This window comes from Mesorhizobium sp. M7A.F.Ca.US.006.04.2.1 (assembly GCF_004022915.1).
Classification (GTDB): Bacteria; Pseudomonadota; Alphaproteobacteria; order Rhizobiales; family Rhizobiaceae; genus Mesorhizobium; species Mesorhizobium ciceri.
Genome location: NZ_RZQA01000040.1, coordinates 1 through 15,466 on the forward strand (window position 1 = coordinate 1; position 15,466 = coordinate 15,466).

17 protein-coding genes are annotated in these 15,466 nt (G+C 63.3%); 9 read left to right on the top strand and 8 right to left on the bottom strand.

All coding sequences use genetic code 11. From position 1 onward, the window contains the following. Positions 1-171: 171 nt before the first annotated feature. Both EN925_RS04045 and infC read right to left on the bottom strand, forming a co-directional pair. Positions 172-819, bottom strand: coding sequence for an isoprenylcysteine carboxylmethyltransferase family protein (locus tag EN925_RS04045; protein WP_013528311.1), 648 nt, complete (start codon positions 817-819; stop codon positions 172-174). Positions 820-982: 163 nt separating this feature from the next. Continuing rightward, positions 983-1,519, bottom strand: coding sequence for a translation initiation factor IF-3 (gene infC, locus EN925_RS04050; protein ID WP_013528312.1), 537 nt, complete (start codon positions 1,517-1,519; stop codon positions 983-985). Between the two features lie 220 nt (positions 1,520-1,739). On the opposite strand from infC, the gene EN925_RS04055 reads away from it, so the two are divergent. The 4 genes from EN925_RS04055 (at position 1,740) to EN925_RS04070 (ending at position 5,111) form a co-directional block, all read left to right on the top strand. Next, on the top strand, positions 1,740-2,510 hold the full coding sequence (locus EN925_RS04055; protein WP_027161018.1) for an alpha/beta hydrolase: 771 nt from the start codon (positions 1,740-1,742) through the stop codon (positions 2,508-2,510). Beyond that, positions 2,510-3,652, top strand: a complete 1,143-nt coding sequence (locus EN925_RS04060; RefSeq protein WP_013528314.1) for a benzoate/H(+) symporter BenE family transporter — start codon at positions 2,510-2,512, stop codon at positions 3,650-3,652. Before EN925_RS04055 ends, EN925_RS04060 begins: the two co-directional genes overlap by 1 nt. 117 nt (positions 3,653-3,769) lie before the next feature. Beyond that, positions 3,770-4,252, top strand: a complete 483-nt coding sequence (locus tag EN925_RS04065; protein WP_128336356.1) for a DUF2852 domain-containing protein — start codon at positions 3,770-3,772, stop codon at positions 4,250-4,252. A gap of 100 nt (positions 4,253-4,352) precedes the next feature. Next, positions 4,353-5,111: a M48 family metallopeptidase gene (locus tag EN925_RS04070; RefSeq protein ID WP_127368043.1), complete on the top strand. Its 759-nt coding sequence runs from the start codon at positions 4,353-4,355 to the stop codon at positions 5,109-5,111. A 5-nt stretch (positions 5,112-5,116) separates the two neighbouring features. On the opposite strand, the gene EN925_RS04075 is transcribed toward EN925_RS04070, so the two are convergent. Then, positions 5,117-5,335 carry a hypothetical protein gene (locus tag EN925_RS04075; RefSeq protein ID WP_013528317.1) on the bottom strand — a complete coding sequence of 73 codons (219 nt, stop codon included), beginning with the start codon at positions 5,333-5,335 and terminating at the stop codon, positions 5,117-5,119. A gap of 112 nt (positions 5,336-5,447) precedes the next feature. On the opposite strand from EN925_RS04075, the gene EN925_RS04080 reads away from it, so the two are divergent. The 5 genes from EN925_RS04080 to EN925_RS04100 all read left to right on the top strand — a co-directional run bounded on the left by EN925_RS04080 (position 5,448) and on the right by EN925_RS04100 (position 10,763). Further along, positions 5,448-6,107, top strand: a complete 660-nt coding sequence (locus EN925_RS04080) for a phosphoribosylanthranilate isomerase (RefSeq protein WP_024501981.1) — start codon at positions 5,448-5,450, stop codon at positions 6,105-6,107. A gap of 91 nt (positions 6,108-6,198) precedes the next feature. Further along, positions 6,199-7,449 (top strand): tryptophan synthase subunit beta, encoded by a 1,251-nt coding sequence (gene trpB, locus EN925_RS04085; protein WP_013528319.1) that lies wholly within the window; start codon positions 6,199-6,201, stop codon positions 7,447-7,449. Positions 7,450-7,451: 2 nt separating this feature from the next. Beyond that, on the top strand, positions 7,452-8,291 hold the full coding sequence (trpA, locus tag EN925_RS04090) for a tryptophan synthase subunit alpha (RefSeq protein WP_027161022.1): 840 nt from the start codon (positions 7,452-7,454) through the stop codon (positions 8,289-8,291). A 101-nt stretch (positions 8,292-8,392) separates the two neighbouring features. Continuing rightward, a complete protein-coding gene (gene accD / locus EN925_RS04095) occupies positions 8,393-9,319 on the top strand; it encodes an acetyl-CoA carboxylase, carboxyltransferase subunit beta (RefSeq protein WP_013528321.1) in 927 nt (308 codons plus the stop codon). A gap of 118 nt (positions 9,320-9,437) precedes the next feature. After that, the gene (locus tag EN925_RS04100) at positions 9,438-10,763 is read left to right on the top strand and encodes a folylpolyglutamate synthase/dihydrofolate synthase family protein (RefSeq protein ID WP_063169785.1); all 1,326 of its coding nucleotides are present in this window, start codon (positions 9,438-9,440) and stop codon (positions 10,761-10,763) included. A gap of 64 nt (positions 10,764-10,827) precedes the next feature. Here EN925_RS04100 and EN925_RS04105 read toward each other — a convergent pair whose 3' ends face one another. From EN925_RS04105 to addA, 5 genes are all read right to left on the bottom strand, one after another. Then, the gene (locus EN925_RS04105; protein ID WP_063169784.1) at positions 10,828-11,241 is read right to left on the bottom strand and encodes a type II toxin-antitoxin system VapC family toxin; all 414 of its coding nucleotides are present in this window, start codon (positions 11,239-11,241) and stop codon (positions 10,828-10,830) included. Next, positions 11,238-11,486: a type II toxin-antitoxin system VapB family antitoxin gene (locus tag EN925_RS04110; protein WP_013528324.1), complete on the bottom strand. Its 249-nt coding sequence runs from the start codon at positions 11,484-11,486 to the stop codon at positions 11,238-11,240. The genes EN925_RS04105 and EN925_RS04110 overlap by 4 nt, the downstream gene beginning before the upstream one ends. 108 nt (positions 11,487-11,594) lie before the next feature. Further along, complete coding sequence (locus EN925_RS04115; protein WP_013528325.1) at positions 11,595-11,876, bottom strand: cupin domain-containing protein; 282 nt, start codon at positions 11,874-11,876, stop codon at positions 11,595-11,597. Positions 11,877-12,004: 128 nt separating this feature from the next. Continuing rightward, positions 12,005-12,328: a thioredoxin gene (trxA, locus tag EN925_RS04120; RefSeq protein ID WP_013528326.1), complete on the bottom strand. Its 324-nt coding sequence runs from the start codon at positions 12,326-12,328 to the stop codon at positions 12,005-12,007. Between the two features lie 76 nt (positions 12,329-12,404). Beyond that, a partial coding sequence (gene addA, locus EN925_RS04125) for a double-strand break repair helicase AddA (protein ID WP_128336358.1) occupies positions 12,405-15,466 on the bottom strand: 3,062 nt, incomplete at its 5' end.

Consider the following 15,466-nt stretch of genomic DNA (forward strand, 5'->3'; position numbering starts at 1 on the left):
CGTATTGTGGGCGCAATACCGCTCTTATTGTTCGCTTCAGGCCGACCAAAGCCTAAAAAGCAAATGAAACCGCCACGGCATGCCCTGCCGGGCGGTTTTCTTGAACGGCGGTGCTATACGTCAAAGACGGCCCGCGCGCAACACCTGTGGAGATGCGGCGCTGTGTCCTCGTCAGGGCAGCGTGAACCAGACCGGCAACATGCCTGACAGCTGGGCGCCGTCGATCAATTCGAAGGCCGGCAGCGCGATCAGAAACACCAGGCCGTCGAGCAGCGTGGTCAACAGCAGGCGCGGCTTGAAGTTTCCGGTATCGCCCTCCTGGTAGAGCGACAGTTTTGGGAAGAAGCGAGGCACCCGCGCCAGATAGGCCTGATACGGCGCGCCGAGCGCTTCCTTGAGGAACTTCTCCTCGCGCAGGATGACGATATGGAACGCCCCCGCGCACAAAAGCCCGAAGAGGATGATACCGGAGAACGAACCGATCTGCGCGCCGACACCGGCTGCGGCTACGGTCGAGAACACATAGAGCGGGTTGCGGGTGATCGAGTAAGGCCCGCCAGTCACCACCTCGGACGATTTGCGCCCGCCTATGTAGAGTGTCGCCCAAAGGCGGCCCACGATGCCGAGGAAAATCAGCAGCACGCCGAACATTTCGATCGTCTCGTGCACGGCTGTGTCGGGCGGAAACGTCGATTGGCCAAATAGCAATGCTGCAAACAGCACGACCACGAGAACGGCAAGCACTATCCGGCGCATATGCTGGTAATTGCCCAGCCCGTGTTTGAAGTCCACGTCCGAAACCTTGACTTCATCGACCATAGTGAATCCGATCGTCAGGAATTTTGCCGGCGATCGCAGCGTCTGAACAAGAAGAAGGCGTCCCGCCGATCGCCGGGACGCCTTGCGATGTGATTCAGGCGGATTTAAGCGCGATGGCCAAGCCTGACGTCATCGTGATCCTAGATACGCGCCGATGCAGATCTTAGCGCGGCGACAGCACCATCATCATCTGGCGGCCTTCGAGCTTCGGTTCCGCTTCGACCTTGGCAATCGTCGCCACTTCCTCGCGGACCTTGTTCAGAAGCTGCATGCCGAGTTCCATATGCGCCATCTCGCGGCCACGGAAGCGCAGCGTCAGCTTGACCTTGTCGCCTTCCTCGAAGAAGCGGCGAACCGCCTTCATCTTGGTCTCGTAGTCATGGCTGTCGATGTTCGGGCGCATCTTGATCTCCTTGATCTCGATGACCTTCTGGTTCTTGCGCGCCTCGGCCGCCTTCTTCTGGTTGGCGTATTTCAACTTGCCGAGATCAAGGATCTTGACGACGGGGGGCACCGCGTTGGGCGATATCTCGACGAGATCGAGCCCGGCCTCTTCGGCCAGCAGCAATGCGTCGTTGATGGAAACATCGCCGCGGTTCTGGCCTTCGGCGTCGATAAGCTGGACCCGGGGAACCCGGATGTCACGGTTGGAGCGCGGGCCATCCTTGGTCGGCGCCGCTGCTTTGAAAGGTCTGCGAATGGTCGTGGTCTCCTTGGCCGTTTCGTTCAGGATTTGTCAGTGTTGATGCATGGACGCGCCAATGTGGTGAGCGCGCGGGCGGAGTCAATAGCACAGCATTGACAGAAAATCACCCTGATCGCTGCCCTGCACCAAACAAAGAACATAGTGAGCACTTTTCGCCACGCCACCGACCGTGCCACAAGAATCCCGCGCCAGAAGAGGGCCTGAGGAAAAAGCCATGACCGCAACGCCCCCCGTCTTTATGGATGTCGATGGATCGCGCATCGCGGTGCGCCATACTGCTGGCTCTGCGCCCGGCATCGTCTGGCTCGGCGGCTACAAGTCGGACATGCTGGGCGCGAAGGCGCAGACGCTGTCGGACTGGGCGGCAAAAGAAGGCCGCGCCTTTCTGCGCCACGATTATTCCGGCCATGGCGAATCCGGCGGCGCCTTTGCCGACGGCACGATTTCGACATGGCTTGCACAAAGCCTTGCCGTGTTCCGGCATTTCACCAAGGGCAAACAGATCCTGGTCGGCTCCTCGATGGGCGCCTGGATCGCGCTGCGCATGGTGCAGGAATTGCGCAAGGCTGATGACAGCAACGTCGCCGGCCTGGTGCTGCTGGCGCCGGCACCGGATTTTACCGCTGAACTGATCGAACCGGTGCTGACCAAGGCGCAGAAGCGCGATCTCGCCAAAAAAGGTTTCTTCGAAGAGCCGTCGGACTATTCCACGGAACCCTACATCTACACCCGCGCGCTGATCGAGGACGGGCGCGACAACCTGACAATGACAGGCCCGATCGACACCCATTGCCCGGTGCATATCCTGCAGGGCCTGGCCGATGCGGATGTGCCGGCAAGCCATGCACTGAAGCTGGTCAGCCTGCTGCCCGCCGACGACGTGACCCTGTCGCTGATCCCTGACGGCGACCATCGCCTGTCGCGACCGCAGGATCTCGACATGCTGGTGCGGGCCGTCGATGCAATGGCGCAGAGGGGAAACTGATGCGCCTTTCCATTCCGATATCCGCCTTCGTCGCGGCGATCGTCGGCTTCGGCGGCACGCTGGCCATCGTCATCGCCGCCGCCAACGCAGTCGGCGCGACGCAGATCGAGACGGCAAGCTGGGTGACGACGATCTGCCTGGCCATGGCGATCGAGAGCCTGTGGCTGTCATGGCGCACGAAAATGCCAGTCATCACCGCCTGGTCGACGCCGGGCCTGGCGCTGATCGCGGCATCGAGCGGCTTTTCGATGGGTGAGGCCGTCGCCGCCTTCATCGTCACCGGCGTCCTTCTGATCGCCACCGGGCTGTTTCGGCCCCTGACGAAGCTGATCTCGAGAATACCGCCTTCCGTCGCCTCGGGCATGCTGGCCGGTATCGTCGTCACCTTCGCGCTCAATGCGGTGAAGACCATTCCCATCGACCCGTGGCTGATCCTGCCGCTGATTGCAGCCTTCTTCGTCATCCGCCTGTTCAACCCGGCGCTGTCGGTGCTGGCGGTGCTGATCGGCGGTGGCCTTGCCGCTTTCCTCACCGGCCGTGTCGGCGGCCTGCCGACACCGGAACTGTCGACGCTGACGCTGATTGCGCCTGATTTCACCGCCAAGGCGGTGATCGGGCTGGCACTGCCGCTCTATCTCGTCACCATGGCTTCCCAGAACCTGTCCGGCCTCGCCGTGCTGCGCGCCGCCGGCTACCATCCGGAGCCCGGCCCGCTGATCGGCGTCACCGGCCTGTTTTCGCTGCTGTCGGCGCCGTTCGGCGGCTCGACCACCAATCTGGCGGCGATCTCGGCCGCGATCTGCACCGGGCCGGACGTCCACCCCGACCCCGCCGAGCGCTGGAAGACCGGGCCGTTCTATGCGCTCGCCTATCTCATCTTTGCGATTTTCGGCGCTTCGCTGGTGGCGATCTTCGCGGTGCTGCCACAGAGCCTGATCGTACTGGTGGCGGGCCTGGCGCTGATGGCGTCGCTCGCCAACGCGCTTTCTATCGCGCTGAAGGAAGAGGCGGATCGCATGGCCGCCACCGTCACCTTTGTCGTCACCGCGTCGGGTCTGACGCTGTTCGGCGTTGGCGCCGCATTCTGGGGCCTGATTGCCGGGCTGGTCGTGCTTTTCCTCGATATGATCAAAAAGCGATAAACATTTCAGATGCTTGTCCGGATTTGGCGGACATTGTCTTGAATCGCCGTTTTTCTCTTCCCATTTCGATTCCACGCAGCCGGGTTTGGCTGTCTCCAACCGAAGGAATGGGAGAAAATGAACACATCCGCATTGATCCGTCCGGCCTGGACGCCGGCAACCATCGCGTTGATGGTTGTGGGTTTCATGGTGTTCTGGCCACTCGGCTTCGCCATGCTCGCCTACATCATCTGGGGCGACCGCCTCGATGGCTTCAAGCGTGACGTCAACCGCGCGACCGACGGCATCTTCGCCGGTTGCCGCCGCGGTTCCGACAAGGCCGCGCGCTGGGGCAATGGTTCCGCCCGCACCGGCAACGTCGCTTTCGACGACTGGCGCGAAAAGGAACTTGAGCGGCTGAACGAAGAGCGCCGCAAGCTCGACGAGATGCTGACCCAGTTCGACGAATACGCCCGCGAATTGCGCAGCGCCAAGGACCAGGACGAGTTCGACCGCTTCATGGCCAACCGCAACAAGTCGACGGCGCCGACGAAGACCGATCCGAGCACCGGAACGACGACCACCAAGCGTGGCAAGGGTTCGAACCTGCTTGACGACTGAGATCCGGCGACTGGTCACATCGTGAAAAAACGGCGTCGCGCGAGCGGCGCCGTTTCTTTTTTGTTCTAGTCGTTTTTCTCGAATCGCGTATCGTCCCGCCATGACTCTCGGCTTCTTTCGCAATCTGACAAAGCCCAAGCCCACGCCTGTCGTGGAGCGCGAATATTGCGTCGCCGGTCGCACGCTGCCGCTCAAGATCGTCGAGAGCGCCAGGGCGCGCCGAATGACGCTGCGTATCGATTCAGGCGGCCAGGGTCTGCGCATCACCGTGCCGCCAGGCCTGCGCCGCGGCGAAGTGGACAGGTTCCTCGAGCGGCATCAGGACTGGCTGGAGCAGCGACTGGCCAAGGTGCCGACGCGGCCGCAGGTGCGGCCCGGCATCAGGATCCCGGTGCGCGGCGTGCCGCACCGCATCGTCCATGAACCGTCAAAGCGCGGCACCGTCACCGTGTCGCGCGACGAACGTGGTCCGCTCTTGATCGTGCATGGCGACCGCATACATCTGCCGCGCCGCCTCGCCGATTTCCTCAAGCGCGAGGCCAAGAAGGAAATCGAGAAGCTGGTGGCCAAGCACACCGAGGCGCTTGGCAAGCGCGCCAAGGCGATCCGCTTCAAGGACACGTCAAGCCGCTGGGGGTCATGCACCTCCGAAGGCAATCTGTCCTTTTCCTGGCGCATCATGATGGCGCCGTCGCCGGTCATCAACTATCTCGTCGCGCATGAAGTGGCGCATCTCAAGGAGATGAACCACGGCCCGAAATTCTGGAAACTGTGCGAAAAGCTCTGCCCCGACGCCGATCGCTGCAAGGACTGGCTGAAGCGCAATGGCGGTGCGCTGCAGGCGATCATGTTCGAGTAGATCGCTCAATCGTCGTTGGCGGCGTTCAAGTCTTCGGGCCGCAACCCCTCATCGCCATGATGCGGCCACGGCAGGAAATTGCCGTCGAACTCATCGCCGCCGAAATAGTCGAGCGCGCGGTGCGCCTCGGCGCCATTGAATGCGGCCTTGTCGATCAGGTGCGCGATGACCTCGCGCGCCTGCGCAATCTTCTGCCTGAGTTCGGCTACGGTTCTGTCGGCCATGATCGTGCTCCCGCCTTGCGTCCTGTCCATCCATAGGTAGCGCCTTTGGCCGTGCCGGCAAACAGCATGCTTTTTCTCGACTCTTATCGCTTTTCATGCCAATTCCCGCGCCATGGCACTCGACATCAAAATCTGCGGCTTGAAGACCGACGCGGCAATGGCCGCGGCGCTGGCCGGCGGCGCCAGCCATGTCGGGTTTATCTTCTTCGCCAAAAGCCCGCGCTATGTCGAACCTGCCGAGGCTGGCCGTCTGCGCGAGGCCGCGCGCGGCAAGGCGATGGCGGTTGCCGTCACCGTCGATGCCGGCGACGCCTTCCTGGATGAAATCGTTGCCAAAATGCAGCCCGACATGCTGCAGCTGCACGGCGCGGAAACGCCCGAGCGCGTCGCCGAGGTCAAAGCCCGCTATGGCCTGCCGGTGATGAAGGCGCTGCCGCTCAGCGAGGCCGCCGATCTCGAACGAATGAAGCCATTCATCGGCATAGCCGACCGGTTCCTGTTCGACGCCAAGCCGCCCAAAGGCTCCGAACTGCCGGGCGGCAATGGTGTTGCCTTCGACTGGCGCATTCTCGCCGGCCTTGACGGCGGCGTCGATTACATGCTTTCCGGTGGGCTCAACGCCGCCAATATCGGCGATGCCCTTCGGCTTGCCAACCCGCCTGGGATCGACATTTCTTCAGGCGTGGAAAGCGCGCCGGGCGTCAAGGATCCGGCGCTGATCGAACAGTTTTTCCGGGCCGTCAGGGCCGCGCGGAACACCCGCGCAGCCTAGTGGTGCCTCAAACCAGAGCATGTCCCGGAAAAGTGGGAACCGGTTTTCCGACAAGGACATGCCTCATAGTCAAGATGCCAGGAGATCGGCGATGAACAAGCCGGCGACACCCAATTCCTTCCGCACCGGGCCCGACGAACAGGGCATGTTCGGCATTTTCGGCGGTCGTTTCGTTGCCGAAACGCTAATGCCGCTGATCCTCGATCTGGAACGGCATTGGAACGAGGTCAAGAACGATGCGGACTTCAGGGCTGAGCTGACTGACCTGTCGACCCACTATGCCGGACGGCCGTCGAAGCTTTATTTCGCCGAAGGCCTCACGAAGCATCTTCGTGAGGTTTCCTCGGCCAGGGGCCTCGCGGGCGGCGCGAAGGTCTACTTCAAACGCGAGGATTTGAACCACACCGGTTCGCACAAGATCAACAACTGCCTCGGCCAGATCCTGCTGGCCAAGCGCATGGGCAAGAAGCGCATCATCGCCGAGACCGGCGCCGGCCAGCACGGCGTGGCCTCGGCCACGGTTGCGGCCCGCTTCGGCTTTCCCTGCGTCGTCTACATGGGCGCCACAGACGTTGCCCGGCAAAGCCCGAACGTCTTCCGCATGAAGCTGCTCGGCGCCGAAGTGCGCCCGGTGACCGCCGGCCACGGCACGCTGAAGGACGCCATGAACGAGGCGTTGCGCGACTGGGTGACCAATGTCGAGGACACTTATTACCTGATCGGCACCGCCGCCGGCCCGCACCCCTATCCGGAGCTGGTGCGCGACTTCCAGTCGGTGATCGGCATCGAGGCGCGGGCACAGATCCTCGAGCAGGAAGGCCGGCTGCCCGACACCATCATCGCCGCTGTCGGCGGTGGTTCGAACGCCATCGGCCTGTTCCATCCCTTCCTCGACGACAAGGAGGTCCGCATCATCGGCATCGAAGCCGGCGGTCGCGGTCTCGACGGCATCGAGCATTGCGCCTCGATGAATGCCGGCGCGCCGGGCGTGCTGCATGGCAACCGCACCTATCTGCTGCAGAATTCCGACGGCCAGATCATGGACGGCCATTCGATCTCGGCCGGCCTCGACTATCCCGGCGTCGGGCCGGAGCATTCCTGGCTGCGCGATTCAGGCCGGGTCGAATACGTGCCGATCCTCGATGACGAGGCGCTGGAGGCTTTCAAGCTGACGACGCGCGTCGAAGGCATCATCCCGGCGCTGGAATCGGCGCACGCCATCGCGCATGCGGTGAAGATCGTGCCTGCCATGGACAAGGATCAGATCGTCATCGTCAACCTGTCCGGCCGTGGCGACAAGGACGTGCACACGGTGGCCAGCATGCTGGGCATGGAGATCTGATCATGGCCACCCGCATCGACCGCCGCATGGCGAAGCTCAGGACCGAAGGCCGCCCGGCGCTCGTCACCTATTTCATGGGCGGCGACCCCGACTACGATACCTCTTTGTCGATCATGAAGGCGTTGCCGGGCGCAGGTTCCGATATCATCGAGCTCGGCATGCCGTTCTCCGATCCGATGGCCGACGGCCCGGCGATCCAGGCGGCGGGCTTGCGGGCGCTGAAAGGCGGCCAGACGCTGGCCAAGACGCTGAAGATGGCGGCCGACTTCCGCGCTGGCGACAATGAAACGCCGATCGTGCTGATGGGCTACTACAATCCGATCTACATCTATGGCGTCGACCGCTTCCTCAAGGACGCGATCGCCAGCGGCATCGACGGGCTGATCGTCGTCGACCTGCCCCCGGAGATGGACGAGGAACTGTGCATTCCGGCATTGAAAGCCGGCATCAACTTCATCCGGCTGGCGACGCCGACGACCGACGACAAACGCCTGCCCAAGGTGCTGCAGAACACGTCGGGCTTCGTCTATTACGTGTCGATGACCGGCATCACCGGCTCGGCGCTGGCCGACACCGGCAAGGTGGCGGCGGCGGTCAAGCGCATCAAGGGCCACACCGACCTGCCGGTCTGCGTCGGCTTCGGCGTCAAGACCGCCGAGCAGGCCCGGGTGATCGGCGCCAATGCCGACGGCGTCGTCGTCGGCACCGCGATCGTCAATGCGGTGGCCAATGTGCTGGGGCCGAAGGGCGAGAAGACCGCCGATCCGGCCGAGGCCGTCGCCACGCTGGTCAGCGGGCTTGCGCAAGGCGTGCGCTCGGCCCGCCTTGCTGCTGCCGAATAGTTTCCCTACGTCAGGTCTTGTGCATGCCGTTATCCCAGAACCGGTTCCCACTTTTGGGCGACATGCATTAGCAACTCTTCGTCAGGACAGGAGCCGAAGCGATGAACTGGATCACCAATTACGTTCGCCCGAAGATCAATTCGATGCTCGGCCGGCGCACCGACATGCCCGAGAATCTCTGGATCAAGGATCCGGAGACCGGCGAGATGGTGTTCCACAAGGACCTGGAATCGAACCAGTTCGTCATTCCCTCGTCCGGTCATCACATGAAGATCTCGGCCAAGGAGCGGCTGAAATTCTTCTTCGATGGCGGCAAATACGAGACCCTGGACAACCCCAAGGTCATGCAGGATCCGCTGAAATTCCGCGACGAGAAGCGCTATGTCGACCGGTTGAAGGACGCCAAGGCCAAGACCGGCCTTGAGGACGCGATCATCAATGCGCTGGGCACCGTCGAGGGTCTTCCGGTTGTGGTCACGGTGCAGGACTTCGCCTTCATGGGCGGTTCGCTCGGCATGGCCGCCGGCGACGCCATCGTGCACGGTTTCGAAGTGGCCCTGCAGCGCAAGCGGCCGCTGATCCTGTTTGCTGCTTCCGGCGGCGCCCGCATGCAGGAAGGTATTTTGTCCCTGATGCAATTGCCTCGGACAACGGTCGGTGTCGACCGGCTGAAGGAAGCCGGCCTGCCCTACATCGTCGTTTTGACCAACCCGACCACGGGCGGCGTGACCGCCTCCTACGCCATGCTGGGCGACGTGCACATCGCCGAGCCCGGCGCGCTGATCGGCTTTGCCGGACCGCGCGTCATCGAACAGACGATCCGCGAGAAACTGCCCGATGGCTTCCAGCGCTCCGAATATCTGATGGAGCACGGCATGGTCGACATGGTCGTATCCAGGCTGGAAATGCGTGAAACGATCGCGCGCCTGCTCAAGATGCTGCTCAAGCTGCCGGAAGAGCAAAAAACGCTGGAGCCGGAAATCCTGCCGCCGGCGGTGGTTGCCGCGGAAGCTCGGCCGCAAGCCTGAAGCGACACGAAGCGCCGCGACCGCGATTGCACGAGGGCTTCGGCGCGCTGTAGCCTTTGATTGCCATGGCCATCCGAAACCGATTCTGGTTTTCAGGCTCATGCGCTAGGATTCCACCATGACGACGCTTGCCGCCGACCGCGAAATCGAAGCCCTGATGGCGCTTCATCCGAAAGGCTTCGACCTTTCGCTCGACCGCATTTCGCGGCTGCTGGAGCGGCTTGACAATCCGCAGGACCGGCTGCCCCCGGTCATCCACATCGCCGGCACCAACGGCAAAGGTTCGTGCGCAGCCTTTTCACGCGCCCTGCTCGAGGCTGCGGACTACCGCGTCCATGTCCACACCTCGCCGCATCTGGTCAACTGGCATGAGCGTTACCGGCTGGCCGCCGATGGCGGCGGCAGGCTGGTCGAGGACAGGGTTTTCGCCGATGCCATTGCCCGTGCCGCCAGGGCCAATGAAGGCGAGAAGATCACCGTCTTCGAGATCCTCACCGCCGTCACCTTCCTGTTGTTTTCCGAACACCAGGCCGACGCTGCGATCATCGAAGTCGGGCTCGGCGGCCGCTTCGACGCGACCAATGTCATCAAGGAGCCGGCCGTGTCGGTGATCATGCCGGTGTCGCTCGACCACGAGGCCTATCTCGGCGACCGTGTCGAACTGATCGCAGCCGAAAAGGCCGGCATCATCAAGCCCGGCTGTCCGGTGGTCATCGGCGCGCAGGAAAGCGAGACGGCTCTGCAGGTGCTGATCGAAACCGCCGAGCGGCTTGAATGCCCCACCTTCGTCTACGGCCAGGACTTCCTTGCCTTCGAGGAAAACGGCCGCATGGTCTACCAGGACGAAGACGGCTTGATGGACCTGCCGCCGCCCAGGCTGCCCGGCCGCCACCAGTTCGCCAATGCGGCGGCGGCGATCGCCGCGGTCAAAGCGGCCGGTTTCGAGATCAGCCATCGCGCCGCCGAAAAGGCGATGATCAATGTCGCCTGGCCCGGCCGCATGCAGAAGCTCGTGCAGGGCCGGCTGGCCGAACTGGCACCCAAGGGCGCCGATATCTGGCTCGACGGCGGCCACAATCCCGGTGCCGGCGTGGTGGTTGCCGAAGCGCTGGCCGAGCAGGAAGAGAAGAACCCGCGTCCGCTGTTCCTCATCTCGGGCATGATCAACACCAAGGACCAGAGCGGCTATTTCCGTGCCTTCAAGGGCCTCGCCCGGCATGTCTACACGGTGCCGGTGAGCCTCAGCGAGGCCGGCGTGCCGAACGACGAACTGGCGATCCGCGCAACGGAAGCCGGGCTGACCGCCGAGCCGGTGAGTTCCGTCGCCAGCGCGCTGATGCTGCTGCGCGACACCTGGGACGGCCCGTCGCCACGCATCCTGATCAGCGGTTCGTTGTATCTGACCGGAGCGGTGCTGGCCGAGAACGGCACCCCGCCGACCTGAAGCAGGCGACTATTCATGCCTTGGGTGGCTGCGGCGGCTGAGGCCGAACCTTGGCTTTCGACCTTCAGAAATCCCACGGTGAGATCAGATCAAGGCTGGTGGTGCCAAAGTCGCTGAGATTGCGCGTTGCCAGCCGGCCACCGTTCACGCGCGCTATCGCCGCAATCATGCCATCGGGGGCTGACATGCCGGCACCTTGGCGTGTCGCGGCACCCATGATCTCGCCGTAAGCCAAGGCAGCATCTTCAGTCAGTCCAAAAATCCGGCCGGCAAATCGATGGCGCCACCGGGAAAGTCCCTGCTCCAGCCGATCGGCACGCTCATCAGGCCGTATTTTTTGGATGCCGAAGGCGATTTCAGCAATCGTCACTGTGGGAAGGGCCAGTTCAGCGTCATTGCGGACAAGCCATGCCAGGACAGCTTGGTCCGGCGCCTTCTTCAGACTCTCCGAAATCACGTTGGTATCGACGAAAATCAAAGCTCAAGTCCCGAATGAACCTGGCGGCCTTCGCGAATGATCTTTTCCAGATCGATGTCGGCGCCATGGTTTGCAGTCAAGCTGGCATAGAAGGTGGAAGCAGGTTCACGGCCAGCTTCACGAATTTCGTAGGATTCGAGCGCACGTTCGACCACATCGGCTATCGAACGATTTTCACGACGAGCAAGTCTATGAGCCAGGTCGCGTGCTTTTGCGCTTCGGACTGAGAGTTGTGGTTCGGCCATTTCGAACTCCCTTTTAGAACGGATATAGGCCGATCCACTGCTGCCATCAAGGTGGCAGCTGATGGCGTGCCATCACGCGGTGGATTTCCAGCGCATTGATAGGCGACGTTACTTCAGCTCGATCTCGATAAAGGCGTATTCGCCTTCATTGGCGTTGATGACGTCGTGCTCTACGCCCTCCTTGCGGAAATAGGGCGCGCCCTTCTTCATCTCGGCGAAGGATTCGCCGTCCTTGGTCAACAGCTTCACCTTGCCGTCCATCAGCGGCACGACGACGTAGTCGTGGCCGTGGCGATGCCAGCCGGTGTTCTCGCCCGGCGCGAAGCGGTATTCGGTGACGATGACACGCTCGTTGTCGATGAAGACGGTGGCCTTGGCGGATCCGGTCATGGAGTTCTCCTGTCTGGCTCAAGCAGATGACATGGAGTGCCCGGATGCGAGAGCCAGAGCCACGCACCGATGACGCCAACAAAAAGCCCGGCGCGAGGCCGGGCTTGATATCAGGAATTTCAGATGGGTCAGGCGAGGTTGCCATTGATCCAGTGCGACAGCGCGGTCTTCGGCGCGGCACCGACCTTCATGTCGGCCATTTCGCCGCCCTTGAAGATCATCAGCGTCGGGATCGAGCGCACGCCAAACTGGGCGGCAAGCTCCGGATTCTCGTCGATGTTGAGCTTGGCGATCTTGACCTTGGCGCCAAGTTCGGTGGCGATATCTTCGAGCGCCGGCGCGATCATCTTGCAGGGACCGCACCATTCCGCCCAGAAATCGACGACGACCGGTACGTTGGCGTCAAGCACGTCAGCTTGGAAGTTGCTCTTGTCGACCTTCACGGTTGCCATATGGAAAAATCCTTTTGAAAGTTTTTGTCCCACCAAATGTGGTGGTGATCGCGCCCTTCTTCAAGCAGGTGTTGTGTCACGCTCCCGTGAGTCGAGCAAGGGCGTCGTCCATGGCGCTGGCAGGCAGTTCGATCAGCCGCGGCGCTTCGGTGAACAGCAAGGCCGCCTTGACCGTGCGGCCGGGATAGAGCGGCTGCAACAGCGCGCGGTAGAGCGCCAACTGCAGGACATAGGCCGGCGGCACCTCGGCCAGAGTGGCGGGCGCCGGCCGGTTGGTCTTGTAGTCGACAATCGATACCGTGTCCGGCGTCACCGCCAACCGGTCGATCTTGCCGGAAATCGAGCGCTTCTTGCCCTTGACCTCCAGGCTGCCCATGATCGCAACCTCGGCACGCGACGATGGCGCAAACAGCTGACCGAAGCCGGGATCGGCAAGGATCGATGTGACCGACGCCAGGGCCTTTTCACGCTCTGATGGCGGCCAGTCCGCACCGGTTCGCAAGAGATAGCGTTCTGCCGCTCCCGCACGTTCGGGCTCGGCAATACCGGGCAGCATCTGCAGCAGTTTGTGGAGGGCGAGCCCACGCAGCACGGCAAAGCCGGGCTCGGCATCGGCGTCGAGCACCGGCGACGCCTTGTCGACAACGGCTTGCTTGCCTTCGTCGATCAGCGCCGAGGCGCCCGATGGCGACAACGGACGCGGCAGATCCTCGAAGGGCGGCAAGGGCCGGAACAGCGTCGCCGGCAAAGGCCCAAAAGCGTCGGCCTGCCGTAGCTGATCGGCGGAACTTGGCGCGACGGGGGGCAGCTTGGTGACATGGAAACGGTGCACCGGCTCGCCGCCGGCGGGATGCGCACGCTGCTCGCTCTCCGGCGCACCGATCAGCGCGCGGCTGACGATTGAGTGCCAGGTGCCGGCGTTCGGCGCCCGCTTGCCATGATAGCCGCAGACGATCAGCCGGTCCTCGGCACGGGTCATGCCGACATAGAGCAGCCGGCGGTATTCGTCGTCGGCGAGTTCCCGTGCCCTTGAGGCCGCCGCTTTCGAAAAACCGTTGGCGACCTCGCTGGCCGAGCGCCAGAGATAGCCCTTGCCGTCCCAGTTCGCGCCGGAGCCATCGAAGGGCATCAGGCGCGGCAAATGCTGGTCGCTGAACGGCGCGGAACCGCCATCGACCAGGAACACGACGGGCGCTTCCAAGCCCTTGGCGGCGTGCACGGTCATGACCCGGACCTCGTCGCGGGTCTGGTCCATCTCGCGCTTGATCTCGGGACCGGCGTTTTCCAGCGTCGACAGGAAGGCTTCGAGCCCCGGCAGGCCGGTTCGCTCCTCGGCAAGACAGAAGCTCAGGAACTCGTCGAGAATATCGCCGGCTTCGGGCCCGAGCCGCGCGATCATCTTGCGGCGCACGCCATCGCGCGCCAGCAGGGCGGCATAGAATTCGAACACCGGCTTAAACGCGGCTTCGTTCGTCCAGATGTCGACCTGGGCGACGATCTTCGCCAGTCTCTCGCTTTCGCCGGCGTGCTGTCGCAGCGATGCGATCAACGACAGACCAGCCGGCCTCTGCGCGGCGAGCGTGAAAAGCGCCTCTTCCGGCAGATCGAAGATCGGGCTGCGCAACACGGCGGCAAGCGACAAATCGTCCTGCGGCTGGATGAGGAGGTGACCGAGCGCAATCAGATCCTTGACCGCGATGTGCCCGGGCAGGCTCAGCCGGTCGGCGCCGGCAACCGGAATGTCGCGGCGTTTGAGTGCGCGGGTCAGGGCATGGACGAAGCGATCGCGCTTGCGCACCAGCACCAGCACATCGCCCGGCCGCAGCCGCTTGCCGCGGCCTTCGATGATTTCGCCACTGCCGATCCAGCCGGCGATTGTGGCGGCGACGTTCTCGGCCACGCGCACCGCCGGCGCGTGCGCATGGTCGATGGCTTGTGTCCAGTCATCTGGCTCATCGACGGCTTCAGCGCCGACCGACGGCCACACCTCGACATAGCCCGGCGCGTCGGTGCGGATCGCCTGGTGGCGAAGCGGATCGGGATCATGACTGATGCCGCGCCGCACGGCTGGATCGGCGAAGACGCGGTCGACCGCGGTCAGAACATCGTCGGTCGAGCGGAACGACCAGGTCAGCTTGAGATCGGCGAAGGACGCCTCGGCGTCACGCACTCGTCCGGCAAACAACAGCCGGCTGTCGGCGAAGGAGTCCGGGGCCGCACCCTGGAACGAATAGATCGACTGCTTCTCGTCGCCGACGGCGAACACCGTGCGATGGACCCTGTCGCGTGCGCCAAAGCCGGCAAAGAATTCCTCCGCCAGCCGTTTCACCACTTCCCATTGGTCCGGACTGGTGTCCTGCGCCTCGTCGAGCAGGATGTGGTCGATGCCCTGGTCGAGCTTGTACTGCACCCAGGGGCCGGCGTCCGGCCGCGCCAGCAGGTTGACGGTGCGGGTGATCAGGTCGTTGAAATCGAGGAAGCCGCGGCTGCGCTTCAGCATTTCGTAGCGGGCGATCAGCCAGTCGGCGATGGTCAGCGCGGCAGCCGTGCCTTCAAGCATCCGGAACAGGGCCAGCCGATCGGTGGTTTCGACTATGGCGTTGGCGGCCGAGAGATAACGCTCCGCCAGATTCGGCAACCGGTCGACCAGGGCCCTCTTGAAGGCCTTTGCCGGGTCGTAAGCGTCGCCATCGGTCTTGAGGAAGGCTCGCGCGAGCAGTTGCAGGCGGCGAATGGGATCGCCCTCGGCAAAGGCCTGCCGCGCATAGGGCAGGATGTTGTTCAGTACCGATCTGGCGTCGGTGGCCTCGGCGGCGTGGGCGAAGCCGGCAAAATAGTCGGGCAGGAAGCCCGGCAACGGCCATACCGAAGCGGCTATGCCCTCGGCTGTCTGGCCTGGATGGAAATGGAATTCGTCGAACAGGGCCTGGAAGTGCGTGCCATCGCGCCCGACCGCGTCGATGAAATGGCGCAAGCCGTCGCGCTTGCGCACAATCTCACCCAGCAAGGCGTCGAGCCCGGCTTCGCCGCCCCGATCGAGAATGGCGGCAAAAGCCTCGGCCAGATCCCTGTCACCGGCGGACGTGCCCGAAATCATCTCGCGGCGCGCCGCGGCAAACAGCGATGCCTCCATCTGGC